Below are 18,789 nucleotides of genomic sequence, written 5' to 3'. Positions count from 1 at the left end.
CCTCGAGCAAAAACAGCCTTTAATGAATGGCAGGTCTTCTGACTGACTCCCATCTTGAGGCCTTCCCGGTCGCTAGAACCAGTGGCGATAGTGTTGTTTCAAGATGTTCTTCGGAGCTTCACAGCAGCGGGACTGTCCGGGATTCACACCCGATTCCCTTTTAATCCACATACCCGAATGGTATATGCGGAACCGATTCGGGGGCAAAGATAGTATTTTTTATTTAACTATCCACTTCAGCCAGGCCGGAATATACGGAATACACGGATCCCAAGTAAAATTCCGTACAATAAGCTCACAAGAGAAGCTTATGCATAAAGCATTAAAAATCAACATTAAAAAAACAGGATAATCTTTCTGCGAAAACACATACATGTTTTTGAAAAAAGTCGTACGTGTTTTCTGGAAAGGTCGTACGTGTTTTCCTGAATCCTTCCACCGAAAACAATAGCGCATGCTAAAATTTACAAGAAGCTCCACTTAAATGAGATGTTAAATGAAAAAGCCTTACTTTTTGTAGAGTCAACAGGCAAGTACAGTTTTTATACATTTCGTTTGTTCGTGTTCTCAGCTATTTTGTGTAACTTTGCGTATGCTTGAAGGCATATCAATTTGAAGCTGCCTATTCTTGCTTGCGTTACCTTGTCGTAATAATTGGCTCAAATAAAGAATAAGACTCTACAATGAGATGAATTGAACACATGAAAACTGAATATCAAAAATGTATGGATGAGGAGCCTTTCGACGGCTCATCGCCCGAAATAACGGAAATGACTGTCCGTAACAAAAGGCTACTACACCAACTCAGAGAAACGGATTATGCCGACAATGAGGCAAAGCAGCGCATCTATCGGCAGATGTTCGGAAGTATCGGCAAGGATGTTTACATCGACATAGACTTCCGATGCGAGTATGGGAAAAACATCTATTTCGGGAACAAGGTGATCGTGAACATGAACTGTACGTTCCTCGATAATAACAATATCATTATCGGTAACAACGTGATGATAGCCCCCGATGTGAAAATATATACCGCAACTCATTCCGTTCACCTTGCGGAAAGGATGCCGGAAAGGACACATCCCGGAGCGTCCATCTGCGACACAATTGCCCGACCTGTCCTTATAGAAAATGGTGTATGGATAGGAGGCGGCTCTACAATCCTTCCGGGTGTGACCATCGGTAAAAACTCTGTCATCGGAGCAGGCAGTGTTGTCGTGAAAGATATTCCTGCCAATTCCATAGCTGTCGGCAATCCTTGCCGTGTAATTAAAAATATCGAAGATAATGATTAAAAACCTCATTTTTGATTTTGGCAAGGTCCTCGTAAATCACGATTTGCAACCCTTGCTTGAACGACATTTCGGGGATGATGAAGTGTCACTAATCGGTTTTCACAAAATTCTATCAGATCCGAAATTTATAAACATGTGCGACCGTGGAATAATCCCGTTTGATAAAATGATTGACGGAGCGATAAAAAGGTATCCTGAATATAGTGATGCCTTCACGTTTTTCAAAGATAATTATCTAGAAGAGATAACAGGAGAGATTGAAGGTATGCGTGTACTTCTAAAAAAGTTAAAGCAATCTGGATTCAAACTATATGGGTTGACGAACTGGAGCGACACAATCTACCGGGTCATGGAGAAATTCGACATATTCCGGTTACTTGACGGTATGGTAATATCATGTGAGGAACACTTCATCAAGCCAGAAAAGGAAATTTATCTTCGCCTTCGTGACAAATATGGCCTTAAACCGTCGGAATGTTTGTTTACGGATGACAGAATGGTGAATGTGTTGGGTGCAAAGGCGATTGGAATGGAAGCTGTATTGTTCACAACACCCAAAGAATATATTTTTGAAATAGAGCGAATTTGCGGTATCAAAATTGAACAATGATGAATACCAGAAATTGCAACAGCCGGAGATGCGTTTAGAGAATAGCGAATATCGCACCATTGATTAACGACAAATAAAACAAAGAAGAATATGGGTATCGGAAAATGGATAGGCGGTGTCTTGGGGTTTATGGCATTCGGACCACTGGGCGCTTTAGCCGGTATTATATTAGGCTCTTTCTTTGAGGAAGAGGCAAACATGACGGGACAGCCCTTCGGTGGCAGAACCAATTACGATGATCAATATACACGAAGAGACCCATACGCCGGGGAGCGTAACAGTTTCCTTTTCTCCATGTTGGTAATGGCCTCCTATATCATCCGTGCCGATGGGAAAATCATGCACAGCGAGATGGAATATGTCCGTCAATTCCTCCGAAGGAACTTCGGCGAGATCGCCGTAGGCCAAGGTGAAGAGATATTGCTAAAGCTTTTCGACCAAGCCAAACGCATGGAGCAAGAGAATAGCATAGGATTCAAGAATACCATCCGGGAATGCGGAACCCAGATCGCATACAACCTAAGTTATGAGGAGCGGCTGCAACTGCTGGCGTTCCTCGCCGAGATCGCTAAGAGCGACGGTAATGTTTGCGCCACCGAGATCAACGCTTTAAAAGAGGTAGCCATAGCGATGGGAATGTCTGAAAAGGAAGTTGAATCCATGTTAAATCTTCAGGAAAACTCCCTAGATAACGCCTATAAAGTATTAGAGATAGAACCCACGGCTACGGACGATGAGGTGCGTGCCGCTTACCGCCGCATGGCTATCAAACATCATCCGGACAAAGTAGCCAACCTTGGTGAAGATATCCGCAAGGCCGCCAATGAGAAACTCCAAAAGATCAATGAGGCTAAGGAGCGTATCTATAAAGCGAGAGGCATGAAGTAAATAAGAAAATGGAAATATTTTCTCAATGTCTGTATTATTTAATTAAAAAGACCTACCTTTGCCCACGATTTTAGTAACCAAGCTATCACATAGTTTGGTGAGAGGGAATCCGGTGTGAATCCGGAGCTGTTCCTGCAGCTGTAATCCTCATTAAGTTGGTTAGAAGTTCAAAAGCCACTGTTCTTGAATTGGAATGGGAAGGTTTCTAACCAGAGGAGAGCCAGAATACCTGCTAAAGTCTTACAATAACATCAAGCTTCCAGGATAGAAGTATGTGTCATACAAAAAACGATTCAATTTATTTTTTGAGACATAACCAGATAGAGGCTTGTTGTTTTATTTCGTGTATAAATAAAACACTATATGAGGCTTTTAGCATTCGCTATTCTGGTGGCATGCGTACAATCCGTATGCGCCCAAAGCATATTGAAAGATCCGAAGGAACTTTCCGTGCTATTGAACGAGGTCGTGGTCACCGGTACGGGTACCGAACACTATCTGAAAGACGCCCCTGTGCAAACAGAGGTAATCACCGGCAAAGCCCTTGACAGTTACCAAGGACGTAGTATGCAAGATATTCTGGAAGGGCTGAACGCTTCCATCACCTTCAATCCGAGCGACATGGGTAGTGGCATCCAGATGAACGGATTAGGCAACGATTACATCTTGATCCTTATCAATGGCAAACGGATCAACGGAGATACCGGCGGACAAAACGACTTGAGTATTATCAACCCCGCCAATATCGAACGTATCGAGATCGTAAAAGGTGCCGCCTCTTCCCTGTATGGCTCGGACGCTATCGCCGGTGTCATCAATATTATCACGAAAAAGAACCGGGATAAAGTGAGCCTATCGAATACGACTCGTGTCGGATCATATGGAGATATATTGGAAAGCGTACAAATCGGCTTTGGGCATAAGAGAGTGAATTCCAACACCTCACTTAGTACGACCCATACGGACGGCTGGCGAAATACGACCCAAGAATGGGACCATCACGAGGTAATGAATGGAACCGTGACACGAACCGTAAACCGATCCACGAACTTTACGTTAAGGGAGAACTTAACCTACAAAGTGAACGACCGGCTGAGCCTTTCGGCCGATGGCTCTTTTTACCAGAAATGGAATTATCGTCCGCACGGCGCATTCAAGTATTATACCTATGATCAATTCTACCGGAACTTCGATGTAGCCGGAGGAGCTAAATACGCATTGGGAGGGCAGAACTTCCTTTCGGTAGATCTAACGTATGGTAACTATAGCTATTTCTATAATTACCATCATAAAGATGTCACGAACTTCTTCGATCCGAAGACGGATTTACGTATCACTCGTTATCCCGGAGAACATATTCTGGAAACCTCTCAACAACGTTTCCTAGGACAAGCCAAAAGCGTATTCCACCTCGGTGAAAACAATATCCTAAGCGCCGGGCTCGAATATCAATACGATCATTTGAAATCCCCCCGGCGTATCGAGAACGGGAAAGCCTCCGTATTTACGGCTTCCGCTTATGTACAAGACGAATGGAACCCGACGGATCGGTTGAATGTGACGGTAGGTGGGCGCTTCGTCGTGCACCAAGAGTTCGGGGCTACGTTTACCCCTAAAGTCTCCGCCATGTACAAACTAGGCGACTTCAATATCCGAGCCACATACTCAAATGGATTTAAGGCTCCTACCTTAAAGGAGTTGCACGATGATTATATCACGCAGATCGGCGGCGGCCCGTGGAAACATTATTATGGTAATAAGGATTTAAAACCGCAAAAGTCCAATTATTATTCGGCGAGCGTAGAATATCATGCGTCGAACCTGCAGATCACGGTAACAGGATTCTACAACCGTATCAAGAACATGATCGCCTTGACCGAGATCCCGACAAGCGCCGAAGACCGATTGGATGAGATCGAGGCCAGCATGCAACACAAGAACTTATCCAAAGCCCGCTCTTTCGGAGGAGATATATCGCTCACCTATCAAATCCTATCTTCCTTGGCTATTGGTGGAGGCTATAGCTATACGGATGCCAAAGCGCAATATACGGATGATCCAGCCGACCCGAATTATATGCTCTACACCCCGATCAACGGAACCTCATTCCATAATGCCAATTGGAAACTGGCATGGAACCATGCGTGGAAAAAGTATAAATTGGATGTCACTTTGTTCGGCCGATACCAATCTACCCGCTTTTATATCACGGACGGTGATGGAAAAAGTTATCAGCTATGGCGATTGAATACCCGTCATAACGTATTGAAAAAGAAAAAATGGAACCTAGATATCAATGTCGGTATCGATAATATCTTCGATTATGTGGATCGTACCCCGTTCGGACGCCATCGTGGAACTACGTCTCCCGGACGGACTTGGTACGCCTCTTTTATCGTGAAATTTCAGAATAAACATAAACTATAAACAATCTTAAAAGTTAAATGCGATGAACAAATTTAAGTACCTTTTGCTTGCGGCGAGTCTATTTGCCTCAAACGCAGTTTTTACCTCCTGTGATGATGGAGACGACGACAATACCGCAAACCCGGCGGAAGAAGTCGTAAAGGCAAGTAAGAAACATGACACGGCGATCTTGTTGTGTACATTCGGTAGCACATTCAAGGAGTCTATCAAGACATACGACGCTACACTAGCCGATTTCCAAAACGCATTTCCCGATGCGGACATCTATTTGTCATTTACCTCCCGTACTTGTGTGAATCGTGTAGAAGCAGAGACAGGTATCGCACGTTACCAACCGGACCTTTGGTTACAAGCCCTAGGAAATGCCGGTTACAAGAAGGTTGCGGTACAGTCCTTACACATCATCCCGGGTGAGGAATACCTAAGCTTGATGAATACGGACGTGAAGAAGAAATTCATGATCGAGTCTTTCCCGAGTGTTCAAGTCGTAAAAAGCCCTTGTTTGGTGTACAACGAAGAGGATGTGGAAGCCGTAGCAAAAGTCCTATACAGCCACTACAGTGATAAATTGGCTGATAACAAGAACGTCCTTTTATTAATGGGACATGGTAACCCGGATAAAAACTATAACGCAAATACGAAATACACGGAAACAGAAGAGGCTATGCAAGCCTTGGCCGCTAACAAGAATGTATTCGTAGGTACCGTTGATTACGGAGATATGTTGTTCTGGCCGGAAGAAGGCGAACCAAATGAGGAATGTGTCTATTCCAAACTTACCAAATACCGCGAGGATCATAACTTAAAACCGGAAGAGATCACGATCTCCTTAGCTCCGTTCATGTCTATCGCCGGAGACCATGCGCATAATGACCTTTGGGGTATTGAGGAGGGTGATGATTTCAGCGCTGCCGCTCCTAACGCCGACGCTTGCTGGAGACTAAAACTTTTGAAGATGGGCTTCAAGATCGACACGGAAGAAAGCCATAACGGAAGTTTAGAGAACTGTAAGATCATAGGCTTAGGCGATTACGACGCTGTTCGTCAGATCTGGGTGAACCATCTAAAAGCATTATATAATGATGCGGAGGCTTGGGAAACCGGAGAAGACTACCAGTAAATAATTGAGAATTGAGAATTGAAAATTAGGGAGTACTTACTGAACCAATTTTCAATTCTCAATTTTCAATTGTTCAGTGTGTATATAATTTCTTTCGATCAAAAATCGTCGCCCGTTTATATTTCATGGCGAAACGGATGTGATCGATAAATAAAGACCGGATCGCCGGATTCTCACCTAGAGGCTTTAAATAAATATCCACATCGAAACCCTGTTGACGTAGCCCTTTCTGCCAGAAATCCGTAACCGTATTTTCCGTACCTCGAATCAGTACGAACATAAAAGGAATCAACTCCACACGCTTATGACCGGCTTGGCGCATTTGCTCACCTACATCCTCGATCGTAGGGAAACCCTCACGGGTTCCGGTATAATAATCTTTCATTCCTTTGGTCTGGAACATATACCCCAATTTCGCGTAAGCCGAGTTACTGGCATGATAAGTTCCGTGCGCCACCAATAACTTAGCCCCATTTTTAGTCACTCCAGAAGGTGAGGAAACCGCTTTCATCACCGCCTCATAATCGGTATCATCATATAACAAGGGATTACCTACACGCAAATCCTTAAACAAACCTTTTCGCTGTTCCGCCTCTTTGCGGATCGCTTCCATCTCCACACCCTCTATAATGATAGTCGGTTGGATTATCACATGGGTAAACCCTTGATCACGCAACTCTACCAAGGCGTCCGCCGGCAACTGAACCCAAACACCTTGCGCCCTCAACCGACTCACTACGCTACGGGCGCTATAAGCCTGCCGGACTTCCACGTCTGGGAAAGCCTCCTTGACACGCTTGTTCATCACATCGAGTACTTGGGTACGAGCTTCCGGGTAAGCACTCCCGAAATGTACCATCAAGATCGCTAACTTATCTCCCTTTTCCATGCTCTCCCGGATATCGGAAGCGTAAAACTCCCGCCCGGGTTTCGCCCATAATGAACAGGCGAGCCCGAGCAGGAGTGAACAAACAAACATGGATCGTAAAAATCCCCTATACATTATTATATTAGTTAATAGTTGACATGTGACAGTTTACTGCTTGAAACGGACCAGAAGGCTGACGTAATAGGTACGGCCCGGGGTCAATGTAGCGTAATTGTAATTAAAGGGACGATCATCTACATAATCAAAAAGGTTCTCGATACCTACTCCCGGTTCCAACAAGAAATCGCCGGCTCTAAACGTATGGCTCGTATTGAGATTCCACAAGGAATATTTCGGTGCGTATCCATAAGAAGTAGAATAACGTTCCCCTTGGATACGTCCGTTAAAATTCACGTTCAGCTTATACTTATTCCAAGTATGAGACCACATAGCCGCTACCGTACCACTATGCTTAACGGTCTTATCCAAAGGCTCATCCTCATATACGTTTTTTCCATCCATGAAACTATAGCCACCATTCAAGGTAAAGCCCGCTCCCAGATAACTATTGAAGGCCACGTTAATACCTTTGATCTTCGCTTTATCGATATTCGCACGCATCTGTATCTCATCATAGTACGTACCATGGGCGGTGTTATAAGCATCCCGTTCCGCCGTATCCAACATCTTATAGTTAATCATGCTACGTACGTTATTCATAAAAGCGGACACGGACAAAGAGAAATACCGCATCGTATATTCTGCGCTCAACGTAAAATTGTCGCTCTTCTCCGGGTCCAGATCCGGATTACCGATCGTAAGGCGAGTCGCTCCGGACGCTTTCTTCTCCGATTCCGTATACAACTCTTTCAATTCAGGTGTACGGAAACCAGCCGCATACGATCCGCGGAAATTAAAACCGCCTACCTTATACAGCAAAGCCACGTTAGGAGTCGCATAACTCTTAAAATTCTCATGGTAAATATAGCGCAAACCCGCGTACGCTTGGAAATGCTCATTGATATTGATCTCGTCTTGAGCATAAAGCGCAGTCGTGTACATACTTTTACCCGCTATGTTATCCGTCTCGCTACTCAGTAACTCTTTAATGAACTCCGCACCAGCCGAAAGCTTATTATATTTGCCCAAACGAAAGATTCCCTTGACATTCAAGTTATGGTAATGAATCCGTTTCGTCATATCACTCTCTCCGCTTTTCTTTCCATCAAAGAAATCCTTATACGTACTATGATTGTCCGACAGATAATCAGCGTTCAAATAAGAGTTCTTATTAATCATGTATTGAGCGCCCGCCCCATAAGTGAACGTCTCTTTTCTCATATCATAGTTGGTCGTATTCACTTTATCCATTGGCATCGGACGATCGCTGGAACGTCCGAAGAAAGTACCACGCACATAAAAAGACAAACGATCCGTAGCGTCGTACGTGAAACGTTGGTTGATCACGTTCCGGTGAAATCCCTCGGAAGCTTGCTTATTGGTAGGAACCAACTCGCCTTTACTCTCCGTATAGGGATTTAATTGCCAACCATCGGCCCGTTGATATTGATAAGAAGTATATGAACCGAACTTCCCTACATTCACGTCCGCATTGACCGACTGCAAGAATTGGTTCTTGCTACCATAACGGCTATTGCTCGTCACGTTCACCTTATTACGGGAATCATCCGTGATGATATTGATAACGCCGGCGATCGCATCGCTACCATACAAAGCGGAAGCGGCCCCGTTCAATATCTCTACCCGCTTTACGTTAGACATATCGATACGGGAATAGGTATCATCGCCGGCCAAACGCTTACCGTTTTCCAAGATAACCACGTATTTCTCTGTCAATCCGTTCATATTCATCGTAGCCCCCTGTCCGTTTTCCATAAATACGATACTCGGATTCAGCTTGGTCATCGCATCTTGGAAATTGGTTACGCTCGCCTCTTTCAAGTCTTTTCCCGTAAGCACTTTCACGGGAATAGGAGAATTACTCATGCGGCGATGCGAACCGGTACCGGTTACCACCACTTGATCGATATTCACATACTTTTCTTTCAGCTTAATAACGACATCTTTTTCCGAGTGATCCGTTTGATACACGCCCTGTTCATAGCCAAGGTAAGTCACACGAATACGATGTCTACCATCGGGAAGGTTCAGCTCAAATTTTCCGCCGGCATCCGTGGTTGTACCATTCAAGGATTCCGACACGCGGATATTCGCGCCCGGGATTGGTTCATTACTTTCATCCACGACCTTACCCTGTAAACGTACCTGCGCAAATGATACGTTTATCGCACAACTTACAGCTAAAGCCGCGCACAAACACTTTCTTTTCATAAACGATTTGTTATTATGTATATTTCCGCTTTCCTGACCCCGAGAAAAACAGCAATAAAAACGCTTGGCAGGTTTCCTGACTTACTTCGTAGAGAACGACCTTCCCGTCTTTTACAGACAGTGGTATGAGAAATGTTTTCTACTTTACAAAAGCTTACAGTAGCGGGCACTGCTCCGGATTCACACCGGATTCCCTCTTTATGACGAAACCGGATGGTTTTTACGTCATCACCAAAACGGGGGCAAAAGTATGAATTATTTTATATAAACAAAAATATATCCCGGCTTATGTTCTTTAATAGCTTTACAAAGAGAAGCTTATAACACATCACATCGCCAAAAAGGAAAACAAAAGCAATCATGCAAGATACAAAGTTTTCCAAAACTTTTTACAACTCACTGTAAATTAATATATTAACATAATTTAATCAGCAAAAAGTTTTCCAAAAAGAAAATCATATAGAGTAATAAGATACCTTTGCACGCATAATCAATCACAAATTAATCGACATCATGATACAGACAGTTGTTAAACGGGACGGGCGTATCGTTGGCTTCAACGAGGAGAAGATAGTAACCGCTATCCGTAAAGCCATGTTGCATACAGACAAGGGAGAAGATATGCAACTGATTCGCCAAATCACAGACCATATCTCATTCAAGGGAGAACCTCAAATGACCGTAGAGGCGATTCAAGATGCCGTGGAACTGGAATTGATGGCCAGTAGCCGGAAGGACGTAGCGCAGAAATATATCGCTTACCGAAATCAGCGAAGCGTAGCCCGCAAGGCGAAAACACGGGATATGTTCTTGGAGATTATCAATATCAAATCCAACGACATCACCCGTGAGAACGCGAATATGAACGCCGATACACCCGCCGGCATGATGATGAAATTCTCCAGCGAGACCACCAAGCCGTTTGTCGATGACTATTTATTGAGCGAAGAGGTCAAGGAAGCCGTATCTAACAACTACCTCCATATTCATGATAAAGATTATTATCCGACTAAAAGCTTGACCTGCGTACAACACCCGTTGGATCGCATCCTGAAATACGGGTTCTCCGCCGGTCATGGCGAATCACGTCCGGCTAAACGAATCGAAACCGCAAGCATCCTTGGCTGTATCTCTCTAGAGACCGCCCAAAACGAGATGCATGGCGGACAGGCGATACCGGCGTTCGACTTCTACCTAGCTCCTTACGTACGTAATAGCTTTATCGAGGAAGTAAAGACCTTAGAGGATTTATACGGACAGGATTTCTCCCACTTATATAATAAGCCTATCGACGATTACCAGACACAGACCTTGGATGGATTAAGCGGTGATAGACGCGTCATACAACATGCCATCAACCGCACGGTAAGCCGTGTACACCAATCGATGGAGGCTTTTATCCATAATATGAACACGATCCATTCCCGTGGAGGCAACCAAGTGGTATTCAGCTCCATCAATTATGGGACCGACACCTCGGCGGAAGGTCGTTGCATCATCCGGGAGTTATTAAAAAGTACTTACAGAGGCGTAGGTAACGGCGAGACCGCTATCTTCCCGATCCAGATATGGAAAAAGAAACGAGGCGTAAGCTATCTGCCGGAAGACCGTAACTACGATCTTTACCAATTGGCCTGCAAGGTCACCGCCCGTCGTTTCTTCCCGAACTTCTTGAATCTCGACGCGACCTTCAACCAAAGCGAGGATTGGAAAGAGGACGATCCTCAGCGCTATATCCACGAGGTAGCGACCATGGGATGCCGTACCCGTGTATTCGAGAATCGTTTCGGACCAAAAACTTCTATCGGACGAGGTAATATATCCTTCTCGACGATCAATATCGTACGATTGGCTATCGAGTGCATGCAAGTGGAGAATAAGGAAGAGCGTATCGCCCTATTTTTCGCTAAACTGGATCATATGCTGGAACTTACGGCTCGTCAGTTGCATGAGCGTATGGAGTTCCAGAAAACCGCTTACGCGAAGCAATTCCCGTTGTTGATGTCTTCCTTGTGGTTAGGCTCGGAAAAATTGAAGCCTAACGATTCGATTGCCTCCGTTATCAACCAAGGCACCTTGGGCATCGGCTTTATCGGACTGGCCGAATGCTTGGTAGCCCTTACCGGGAAGCATCATGGCGAAGATGAGGATTCGCAAGCCTTAGGCATAAGGATCGTTACGTATATCCGGGATCGTGCCAACCAATTCTCGGAGCAATACCAACACAATTATAGCGTACTGGCAACTCCGGCAGAAGGTTTGTCCGGCAAGTTCACAGGAAAAGATCGTAAGAAGTTCGGATCGCTCCCCGGTATCACGGATCGGGATTATTATACGAACTCTAATCACGTCCCGGTATATTATAAGTGCAGTGCCCGTCATAAAGCCGAAGTGGAAGCTCCTTATCATGATTTGACTCGTGGCGGCCATATCTTTTACGTAGAGATGGATGGCGACGCTACGCATAACCCCGAAGCGATCATGCGTGTCGTGGATATGATGGATAAATACAATATCGGATACGGTTCCGTAAACCATAATCGTAACCGTTGTCTGGATTGTGGCTACGAGAACTCCACCCCGAATCTGGAAGCCTGCCCGAAATGCGGCAGCAAACACTTGGACAAACTTCAACGCATCACCGGTTACTTGGTAGGAACCACCGACCGTTGGAACAACGCCAAGCTATCCGAGTTGAACGACCGTGTCACCCACAACTAATTTTCAATTGTCAATTTTCAATTTTCAATTACCATGTTGTCTATCATAGATATCATCGAAGATACCACCGTAGACGGTCCGGGATTCCGGACCGCCATCTATGCGGCGGGTTGCCCGAACAAATGCCCGGGTTGCCACAACCCCGAATCATGGGACATCCATAAAGGGAAGAAAGTAAGAACGGAAGAGATCGTGGAGAAAGTGCTGGCTGACGAGTTCGCCAACGTCACCTTCAGCGGAGGAGATCCCATGTTCCAGCCGGAAGGCTTCACCGAGGTAGCCAAGGCGATCAAGGAAAAAAGCCAAAAGACGATCTGGTGCTACACGGGATATAAATTCGAGGACCTGATAAAGAACCCGGCACAAGCCGCCTTATTATCCTATATCGACGTATTGGTAGATGGCCGCTACAAACAAACCCTTCGGGATGAGAGCCTTTTATTCCGGGGAAGCAGCAACCAACGGTTAATTGACGTACAAGCTTCTTTAAATAAAAAGGAAATCGTAAAATACAAGTACGATCCTTTTATTTAAGGCTTTTAAGGCACACACATGCATAAAATCTTGTACGGAATAAGAAATAAACATCCGTTCTCTTATATATAAAGAGAATTGCATCAGCATCTATTCCTCAATTTTCAACGTGGTCTGTACAAACCACGGCGTGGTTTATAAAATCCACGGCGTGATCCGTACAGACCACGGCGTGATTTATAGAATAGAAGCGCATTCAACAAAGAATATATAAGTATCCGGATAATTATTCTTACTGAAGCGAGACGGATATTAGCATGATTTCATACCTTTGCATCCGAATTGGTTCCGTACGCTCGTTCGGGCATACGGATTAAAAGGGAATCCGGTGAGAATCCGGTACAGTCCCGCTGCTGTGAAACTCCTTTAACATTCTAATACTACTTTCGCCACTGGCCTAGTAAGCCGGGAAGGCATTAGAATGGGAGTCAGTCAGAAGACCTGCCATTCATTTAAGATTCATATCCTCGTGGGTTAGGGTATAGAGAACACATATATAAGAACAAAAAGAAGATGATGACAGACAAGGAAGTATTGTTATTACGGCGCAAATTGGATCTTTTGCTCCGTACGGGAAAATTGTTGATGGAAAGTGCCGCCGATACGAACCGTATCGAGCGTAACATGAAGCGGGTGGCCGCCTTTATGGGGATTCCCGAGGAGAAATTGCATATCGATATCCGATGGACCATGATTATGGTGAACGTAAGCGATGAGCGAAACTCATTCTCCAAATTCCAGAAATGCGAGAAACATGGTATTAACATGACAACGATATCACAGGTCAGCAAGCTCTCATGGCGGGCGATCGAGCAAGATTATTCTTTGGATAAATATGAGGAAGAATTGGAAAAGATAGTTCGCCAACCTCGGAATTATACCCCTTATATCGTAGCGGTCGGAGCAGGATTCGCTTGTGGAGGTTTCTGTAAGTTATTTGGAGGAGACTGGATCGCGTTCTTGTTAACCTCGATCTGTACTTTTATCGGTTTCAGGGTGCGTGCCCGTTGTGTAGAGGCTGGCCTTAACGCCTACATGGGGATCGCTCTTGCCGCCTTTATTTGTACTTGCCTAGCATATGCCTCATCTTTTCTGGGAATATCCGATACTCCGTATCTCCCGTTACTGGCTTGTGCCCTATTCATCGTACCGGGCGTACCTTTGATTAATTTTGTAGACGATATGATCGATAATCACTTGCTGGTCGGTATTACCCGTGCCGCAAACACGGTGATGATGGTAGCGGCAATGACTTTCGGTATCGCTTTCGCCTTGCGCCTGCTCGTGATGAACGACGTATCGATCGACCATAAATTCAGCGAACTAAGCATGGTCCCGCATGATCCGTATTACGTATATGCGATAGCGGCTGCCATATCCGCCGTTGGTTTCTCTATGATATTCAATATCCAACGCCGTTTATTATGGGTGGTTGCTTTAGGCGGTATTATCGCCGTATGCATCCGGAACTTCGTGAACTTCGAGCTGGGCTATGGTCCCGTGATCGGCTCGTTTATGGGAAGTTTCGTTGTCAGCCTGATCGCAGTGAAAGCGGTTCATTGGTTCCATGTACCGAACCATGTATTGACGATCCCTTCTGTTATCCCAATGATCCCGGGAGTATTGATGTATCGCTCGTTATTAGGTTTTATCAACCTTCACGGGGTGATCGGCGAGGTTACGAACGCCTTCTCCAATGGTATTAACTCCGCCCTCATCATCCTTTGTATCTCTTTAGGCGTAGCCGTCCCCAATATCTTCGCCCGTCGTTACATCGCCAAAGACCGCCAACGTTATCTGCAAGAGGAATTGGAGAAACGCAGGCAAAGAGGTAAGTTTATCGAGTGGTGATTTAAGCTGGCCATTCGTGGGTATTCCCGACCGTCAAAATACATATTTATAGGTATTGCCGAGACTAATAAGATATCGGATATTTGCTTTCGTTATCAAACTATAAAAACAAATAGAAATGAAGACTATAGGAATATTCTACGGCTCGTCTACAGGAACGACGGAAGGGATCGCGAAACGTATCGCAGAGAAGCTGGGTGTGGAAGACAAAGATATTCATGACGTATCTAACGCTTCTCCCGCTGATGTAGCGCCTTATGAAATCTTGTTATTGGGCTGTTCCACTTGGGGCGCCGGAGATTTGCAAGATGATTGGGATAGTTATCTAGGGAAACTGAAAAAGCTGGACTTAAGTGAGAAAACCGTCGCATTATTCGGTTGCGGAGACTCAGCCTCTTTTAGCGACACTTTCTGTGACGCCATCGGTACGATCTATTCCGACCTGCGAAATACAGGTTGCAAATTCATTGGCGCTGTAGATGCTTCGGGATATTCATTTGACAGTTCCACCGCCTGCATAAACGGTATGTTCGTCGGACTTCCTTTGGATGAAATGAATGAAGACGATCAAACAGAAGGGCGGATCGACCAGTGGTTGGCATCTATAAGGAAAGAAGGAATTGAATAGACGCACACTTTTACATACATAACTGTTTAACCTTAATATTACAACGTTTGCGTATTCAACTTGATTGGTTTAGATTTATGAAGAGGTATGTGGGTCAAACATACCTCTTTCTTTTCATCTCAGTTTCCTGAATTGTTTCTTTATCCAAAAATAATAGCCGGTTATCGCGAAGATCGTCCCCAACAAGGAAACTAAGCAAGTCAATATACGGGTAGTCATTCCCCCCCACGAGCCGACGTGTACGGAATAAATCCATCCTCTTATCTTCCCCGATTTTGGGAGATCTTTATATAATTGGACTTCCGTAATCTCACCCGTAGCAGGATCAAAGGAGTAACGGTCGCTTCCTCTCGTATTTCCATAACGGGCCGTAGAAACCGTAGCGGAGCCATCTTGGATCGTGATTGAGTTAAAGTCCGGATAATGGCTTTTCAATGCCGATAACACCTCAGCCCATTGTGTGTAATCCGTCTTTTTCTTCGCGGGTTTCTTCGCGCCGGAAGAAGCTGGAGCATGATGCGCTTGAGGCGGGTTTGCACTAATACCGAAGACACTATAAAAGGCATTTCGATACCAACCAAACGACCATGTTAATCCGGTTAACGCTAAGATAAGCAGGAGCAATGCCGCATAGAATCCCCCGGAGACATGTAAATCATAGAAGAAACGGAACCAACCAGCCTTGGTCTTTACTTTCAACCGGTTTCTCAATACTTTTTTATTACGGGGATACCAAATTACGATTCCACTTATAATAATAATCGCCAAGACCAAAGTCGCATAGCCAACTATTGATTTTCCCCAAGAAAAACTTCCATCCCGTTTATACTCATCAAGTAACCAACGATGAAGACGCATCATTTTCAGGAAAAAACCTTGTCCGTCATCCATCCCGGTCACCTCCCCGGTGTAGGGATCAATAAAACCCGCGGCCTTTTTCCCCGGTAATATCAGTTGATAAGTTCGTCTCGGGTCAGACGATACCCGAATACCGTTTATTCGAACCGAATCGGGTAATTGTTGGCGCGCCGATTCTATCAAGGTGGCAGGCGAGAGAGGTTCCCCTTTTACTTCCTTTACAAAATAACGGGAAGGGTAGCCTAATTCTAATATCTCTGTCTCAAAGACGAGAATCGCCCCGGTCAGGCAGACAATCGCAATAATAATGCCAAAAGGTATCGATAGCCATAAATGTACTTTCGCAAAGAATTTTCTCATTTTCCGAATAATTGTTTAATCCCGTCATATATACCCGGAACCGCTACCGTTCCATGGTTCTCGTCGGGAAATGATTTACTAAAGAAACGCAGGTTCTCCGCTTGCGGTAAAAGCTCCGAAAGAAGATAACTCACTTTGTCAAGATGAATGTCCACCCGGTCCGTCCTTTTTTTAGACGCGACACCGATATACAGGCTTTTCCCTTTAAAATCCCGGCCTGCAACCAAAGCCTCCGCCTCCCGGACCAACCGCCCCTGATCCCACCACAAACTAGGGTCGACCGCTAGATAGGTATCAAATAATTCCGTATGACGAAGAAACATATTCAAGGTGAAAAGCCCCGCATACGAATGACCGATAAGCATATTCCAGCCGTTCGTGCGATAGGCACTATCGATAGCAGGGCGAAGTTCTTCCGTAAGAAACTTACTGAAAGCCTCACTTCCCCCTCCTTGCGGAATCGCATCTATGGAGATTTTACCATCCCGTCCGGCGGCTGAAGCGGTAGGCGTAAAATCACGTGTCCGATCCGTATTTAATACCCCGACAATAATACAGGGAGGTAGATATTTACCTCTACCGGATGCCAACGTTTTCCTTATGCCTACCAGCGAATGAAAGAAAGAATCTCCATCTAGCAGGTAAACAACCGGATAGCGTTGTTTCGTATCCATATTATAATGCTCCGGCAGGTGTATCCAATAACTCCGGTCTTCTTGCAATACGGTAGAGTACAAAACCAGTTCCTTTCCTATACAAATATCCTCCTGGCTCCGCAGGGTTAGCGGGAGCAGGAGGAATATTAAAAGAATGTGAGTCCGACTCATACTTGCTTATTATTCTTGAGCGGCAGTCAATTTACCTACACCACTGATTTGCTCTGCCTCAACGGTAAGACCTTTTGTAGCGGTAGCTGTCTTCGGATCGATACGATACACGGCAGGTTGACTTCCATCGGTAGTCGTAACCGCCATATAAGCGATACCATCCTCCGAGAACGGAGTATTGCCAAATCCGGAAATAACATCCGTGGAAGGCAGCCCCTTCACGTAAGTAAGACTCTTATCCTCTCCTTTATAAATAGCCAACTCTTTCGCGGCGAATCCGGATTCAGTCAACGGACGATCATACATCAACAACAAGAAATAATCTTCCGTGATATGCCAACAACGCAAGAATGCCTTACCACCCGTCTGTGCCTCCAAATTACAATAATAATCAGGATCAAACCCCTCCGCGTTAGCCTTAATACGAACTACACCGGCCGGCAAAGTCGTTTTCTGTACCTCCGCGGTCATCGTCTTGGCATAGCTGGGCGAGAACACATACACATCGCCGTTGTCTGCCGTCCAAATGGTCTGGTAGTATTGAGAACGGTTACGTCCGCAAGCATAACTGATCTTATCCGTCTTTATCAGTTTCGGGTTCTCGAATTTCTCGTTCGCATAAATAGCGACCCAAGCCTCGTTCGGATATTGCGTCCATTGCAATTCCCCTTTTTCGTAAGCGCCACTACCGCTTCCTCCGGATTCAGTCTTTACCAGCTCCGGGTATTTAACATATTTACCTCCCTCCGCTTTCACGCCGTACTTACTCAATCCCATCGGGATAGCCGCGGAATAGATCCGGCCGTTCGCTTGGAGAATACCCGCTAACGTAACAAACTCGCCATTTCCCAAATAATTCTCCGACAAGATCGTATTCGTGTTTGTCGTAAACGTCTCTTTGGCCACATCCAGATAAGAGAGCAAGAAACCTTTAGGCAGATAACCATTCTCGTCCGCATATTCCTCACCCAGATCACCGGTAGAAGATGTAATGATATAGTCACCGTAGATACCATAAGAAGTAAACCGCTTGATCTCGTAAGTATTATCACGCTCCTTAACCTTGCCTTCCGTATTCAGTACGTATGAAGAAGTAACACCGGCATTTCCTTGATTGTAAACCAAACGATACAAATATTTATCCTTATAGAAGATCCATTGCGTACCGCTTTCCGTAGTGAGTCCGTTGTTTTTAGCGGAGATAGAGCCATCACCCAGCGTATCGGCTGTCAACAAGTAATTCGCGTCACCGACAGAAGCGGCAACTACATAGCTCGAAACCACCTCCGAGGTCGATCCTCCGCCATTTCCATTCCCGTTGCCTCCGTTATCCGGGTTTACAGGATCGTCGTCACTACAAGAAGTAAATACTCCCCCAACCAATAACGCGGCGGCAAGACCTGTCATTAAATAATTCTTCTTCATGTTGTTTTAATCTATTATGTTTTGA

At 45.1% G+C, this 18,789-nt stretch carries 14 protein-coding genes and 4 riboswitches; of the genes, 9 read left to right on the top strand and 5 right to left on the bottom strand.

Translation table 11 applies throughout. From position 1 onward, the window contains the following. Nucleotides 1–10: 10 nt before the first annotated feature. Nucleotides 11–212: riboswitch (cobalamin riboswitch) on the bottom strand. A gap of 489 nt (nucleotides 213–701) precedes the next feature. From HMPREF0999_RS05020 to HMPREF0999_RS05000, 5 genes are all read left to right on the top strand, one after another. Next, the gene (locus HMPREF0999_RS05020; protein ID WP_029257150.1) at nucleotides 702–1,295 is read left to right on the top strand and encodes a sugar O-acetyltransferase; all 594 of its coding nucleotides are present in this window, start codon (nucleotides 702–704) and stop codon (nucleotides 1,293–1,295) included. Further along, nucleotides 1,288–1,905, top strand: coding sequence for an HAD family hydrolase (locus HMPREF0999_RS05015; protein WP_008779151.1), 618 nt, complete (start codon nucleotides 1,288–1,290; stop codon nucleotides 1,903–1,905). The genes HMPREF0999_RS05020 and HMPREF0999_RS05015 overlap by 8 nt, the downstream gene beginning before the upstream one ends. A 90-nt stretch (nucleotides 1,906–1,995) precedes the next feature. Then, complete coding sequence (locus HMPREF0999_RS05010; protein ID WP_008779150.1) at nucleotides 1,996–2,793, top strand: TerB family tellurite resistance protein; 798 nt, start codon at nucleotides 1,996–1,998, stop codon at nucleotides 2,791–2,793. A gap of 54 nt (nucleotides 2,794–2,847) precedes the next feature. Beyond that, a riboswitch (cobalamin riboswitch) is annotated at nucleotides 2,848–3,045 on the top strand. Between the two features lie 111 nt (nucleotides 3,046–3,156). After that, nucleotides 3,157–5,220 (top strand): TonB-dependent receptor plug domain-containing protein, encoded by a 2,064-nt coding sequence (locus HMPREF0999_RS05005; protein WP_009275339.1) that lies wholly within the window; start codon nucleotides 3,157–3,159, stop codon nucleotides 5,218–5,220. Between the two features lie 22 nt (nucleotides 5,221–5,242). Further along, nucleotides 5,243–6,340 carry a sirohydrochlorin cobaltochelatase gene (locus HMPREF0999_RS05000; RefSeq protein ID WP_009275338.1) on the top strand — a complete coding sequence of 366 codons (1,098 nt, stop codon included), beginning with the start codon at nucleotides 5,243–5,245 and terminating at the stop codon, nucleotides 6,338–6,340. 73 nt (nucleotides 6,341–6,413) lie between these two features. Here the strand turns inward: HMPREF0999_RS05000 and HMPREF0999_RS04995 are convergent, their stop codons facing one another. Continuing rightward, entirely contained in the window at nucleotides 6,414–7,343 is a 930-nt protein-coding gene (locus HMPREF0999_RS04995) for a sirohydrochlorin cobaltochelatase (RefSeq protein WP_009275337.1), read from the bottom strand. A gap of 33 nt (nucleotides 7,344–7,376) precedes the next feature. Further along, nucleotides 7,377–9,560: a TonB-dependent receptor gene (locus HMPREF0999_RS04990; protein ID WP_009275336.1), complete on the bottom strand. Its 2,184-nt coding sequence runs from the start codon at nucleotides 9,558–9,560 to the stop codon at nucleotides 7,377–7,379. A gap of 48 nt (nucleotides 9,561–9,608) precedes the next feature. Then, nucleotides 9,609–9,811: riboswitch (cobalamin riboswitch) on the bottom strand. 262 nt (nucleotides 9,812–10,073) lie between these two features. Here HMPREF0999_RS04990 and HMPREF0999_RS04985 point away from each other — a divergent pair. The 4 genes from HMPREF0999_RS04985 (at nucleotide 10,074) to fldA (ending at nucleotide 15,294) form a co-directional block, all read left to right on the top strand. Beyond that, nucleotides 10,074–12,281 carry an anaerobic ribonucleoside triphosphate reductase gene (locus HMPREF0999_RS04985; protein WP_009275335.1) on the top strand — a complete coding sequence of 736 codons (2,208 nt, stop codon included), beginning with the start codon at nucleotides 10,074–10,076 and terminating at the stop codon, nucleotides 12,279–12,281. A 33-nt stretch (nucleotides 12,282–12,314) separates the two neighbouring features. Then, complete coding sequence (gene nrdG / locus HMPREF0999_RS04980) at nucleotides 12,315–12,815, top strand: anaerobic ribonucleoside-triphosphate reductase activating protein (protein WP_008772872.1); 501 nt, start codon at nucleotides 12,315–12,317, stop codon at nucleotides 12,813–12,815. 266 nt (nucleotides 12,816–13,081) lie between these two features. After that, nucleotides 13,082–13,279: riboswitch (cobalamin riboswitch) on the top strand. Between the two features lie 49 nt (nucleotides 13,280–13,328). After that, nucleotides 13,329–14,666, top strand: a complete 1,338-nt coding sequence (locus HMPREF0999_RS04975; protein ID WP_010182336.1) for a threonine/serine exporter ThrE family protein — start codon at nucleotides 13,329–13,331, stop codon at nucleotides 14,664–14,666. Between the two features lie 118 nt (nucleotides 14,667–14,784). Beyond that, nucleotides 14,785–15,294 carry a flavodoxin FldA gene (fldA, locus tag HMPREF0999_RS04970; RefSeq protein WP_005859688.1) on the top strand — a complete coding sequence of 170 codons (510 nt, stop codon included), beginning with the start codon at nucleotides 14,785–14,787 and terminating at the stop codon, nucleotides 15,292–15,294. Nucleotides 15,295–15,408: 114 nt separating this feature from the next. Here fldA and HMPREF0999_RS04965 read toward each other — a convergent pair whose 3' ends face one another. Genes HMPREF0999_RS04965 through HMPREF0999_RS04955 form a run of 3 tightly spaced genes read right to left on the bottom strand, consistent with a single transcriptional unit; the run spans nucleotide 15,409 to nucleotide 18,764 of the window. After that, a complete protein-coding gene (locus tag HMPREF0999_RS04965) occupies nucleotides 15,409–16,512 on the bottom strand; it encodes a PepSY-associated TM helix domain-containing protein (protein ID WP_008772875.1) in 1,104 nt (367 codons plus the stop codon). Then, a complete protein-coding gene (locus tag HMPREF0999_RS04960; protein WP_009275333.1) occupies nucleotides 16,509–17,339 on the bottom strand; it encodes an alpha/beta hydrolase in 831 nt (276 codons plus the stop codon). The genes HMPREF0999_RS04965 and HMPREF0999_RS04960 overlap by 4 nt, the downstream gene beginning before the upstream one ends. A gap of 9 nt (nucleotides 17,340–17,348) precedes the next feature. Next, the gene (locus HMPREF0999_RS04955; RefSeq protein WP_009275332.1) at nucleotides 17,349–18,764 is read right to left on the bottom strand and encodes a DUF4374 domain-containing protein; all 1,416 of its coding nucleotides are present in this window, start codon (nucleotides 18,762–18,764) and stop codon (nucleotides 17,349–17,351) included. Between the last annotated feature and the right edge of the window lie 25 nt (nucleotides 18,765–18,789).

The organism is Parabacteroides sp. D25, from assembly GCF_000307475.1.
Taxonomy (GTDB): domain Bacteria; phylum Bacteroidota; class Bacteroidia; order Bacteroidales; family Tannerellaceae; genus Parabacteroides; species Parabacteroides distasonis.
Note: the sequence above shows the minus strand (reverse complement) of the source record. Positions and strands in the feature narration are given on the sequence as shown.

Bases quoted from the DNA above. Each gene is read 5' to 3' on its own strand.
- HMPREF0999_RS04975 (WP_010182336.1), top strand. From the start codon at position 13,329: ATGATGACAGACAAGGAAGTATTGTTATTACGGCGCAAATTGGATCTT.
- HMPREF0999_RS04955 (WP_009275332.1), bottom strand. From the start codon at position 18,764: ATGAAGAAGAATTATTTAATGACAGGTCTTGCCGCCGCGTTATTGGTT.
- HMPREF0999_RS04995 (WP_009275337.1), bottom strand. From the start codon at position 7,343: ATGTATAGGGGATTTTTACGATCCATGTTTGTTTGTTCACTCCTGCTC.
- nrdG (WP_008772872.1), top strand. From the start codon at position 12,315: ATGTTGTCTATCATAGATATCATCGAAGATACCACCGTAGACGGTCCG.
- HMPREF0999_RS05000 (WP_009275338.1), top strand. From the start codon at position 5,243: ATGAACAAATTTAAGTACCTTTTGCTTGCGGCGAGTCTATTTGCCTCA.
- fldA (WP_005859688.1), top strand. From the start codon at position 14,785: ATGAAGACTATAGGAATATTCTACGGCTCGTCTACAGGAACGACGGAA.
- HMPREF0999_RS04990 (WP_009275336.1), bottom strand. From the start codon at position 9,560: ATGAAAAGAAAGTGTTTGTGCGCGGCTTTAGCTGTAAGTTGTGCGATA.
- HMPREF0999_RS04985 (WP_009275335.1), top strand. From the start codon at position 10,074: ATGATACAGACAGTTGTTAAACGGGACGGGCGTATCGTTGGCTTCAAC.
- HMPREF0999_RS05005 (WP_009275339.1), top strand. From the start codon at position 3,157: ATGAGGCTTTTAGCATTCGCTATTCTGGTGGCATGCGTACAATCCGTA.
- HMPREF0999_RS04960 (WP_009275333.1), bottom strand. From the start codon at position 17,339: ATGAGTCGGACTCACATTCTTTTAATATTCCTCCTGCTCCCGCTAACC.
- HMPREF0999_RS05010 (WP_008779150.1), top strand. From the start codon at position 1,996: ATGGGTATCGGAAAATGGATAGGCGGTGTCTTGGGGTTTATGGCATTC.
- HMPREF0999_RS05020 (WP_029257150.1), top strand. From the start codon at position 702: ATGAAAACTGAATATCAAAAATGTATGGATGAGGAGCCTTTCGACGGC.
- HMPREF0999_RS05015 (WP_008779151.1), top strand. From the start codon at position 1,288: ATGATTAAAAACCTCATTTTTGATTTTGGCAAGGTCCTCGTAAATCAC.
- HMPREF0999_RS04965 (WP_008772875.1), bottom strand. From the start codon at position 16,512: ATGAGAAAATTCTTTGCGAAAGTACATTTATGGCTATCGATACCTTTT.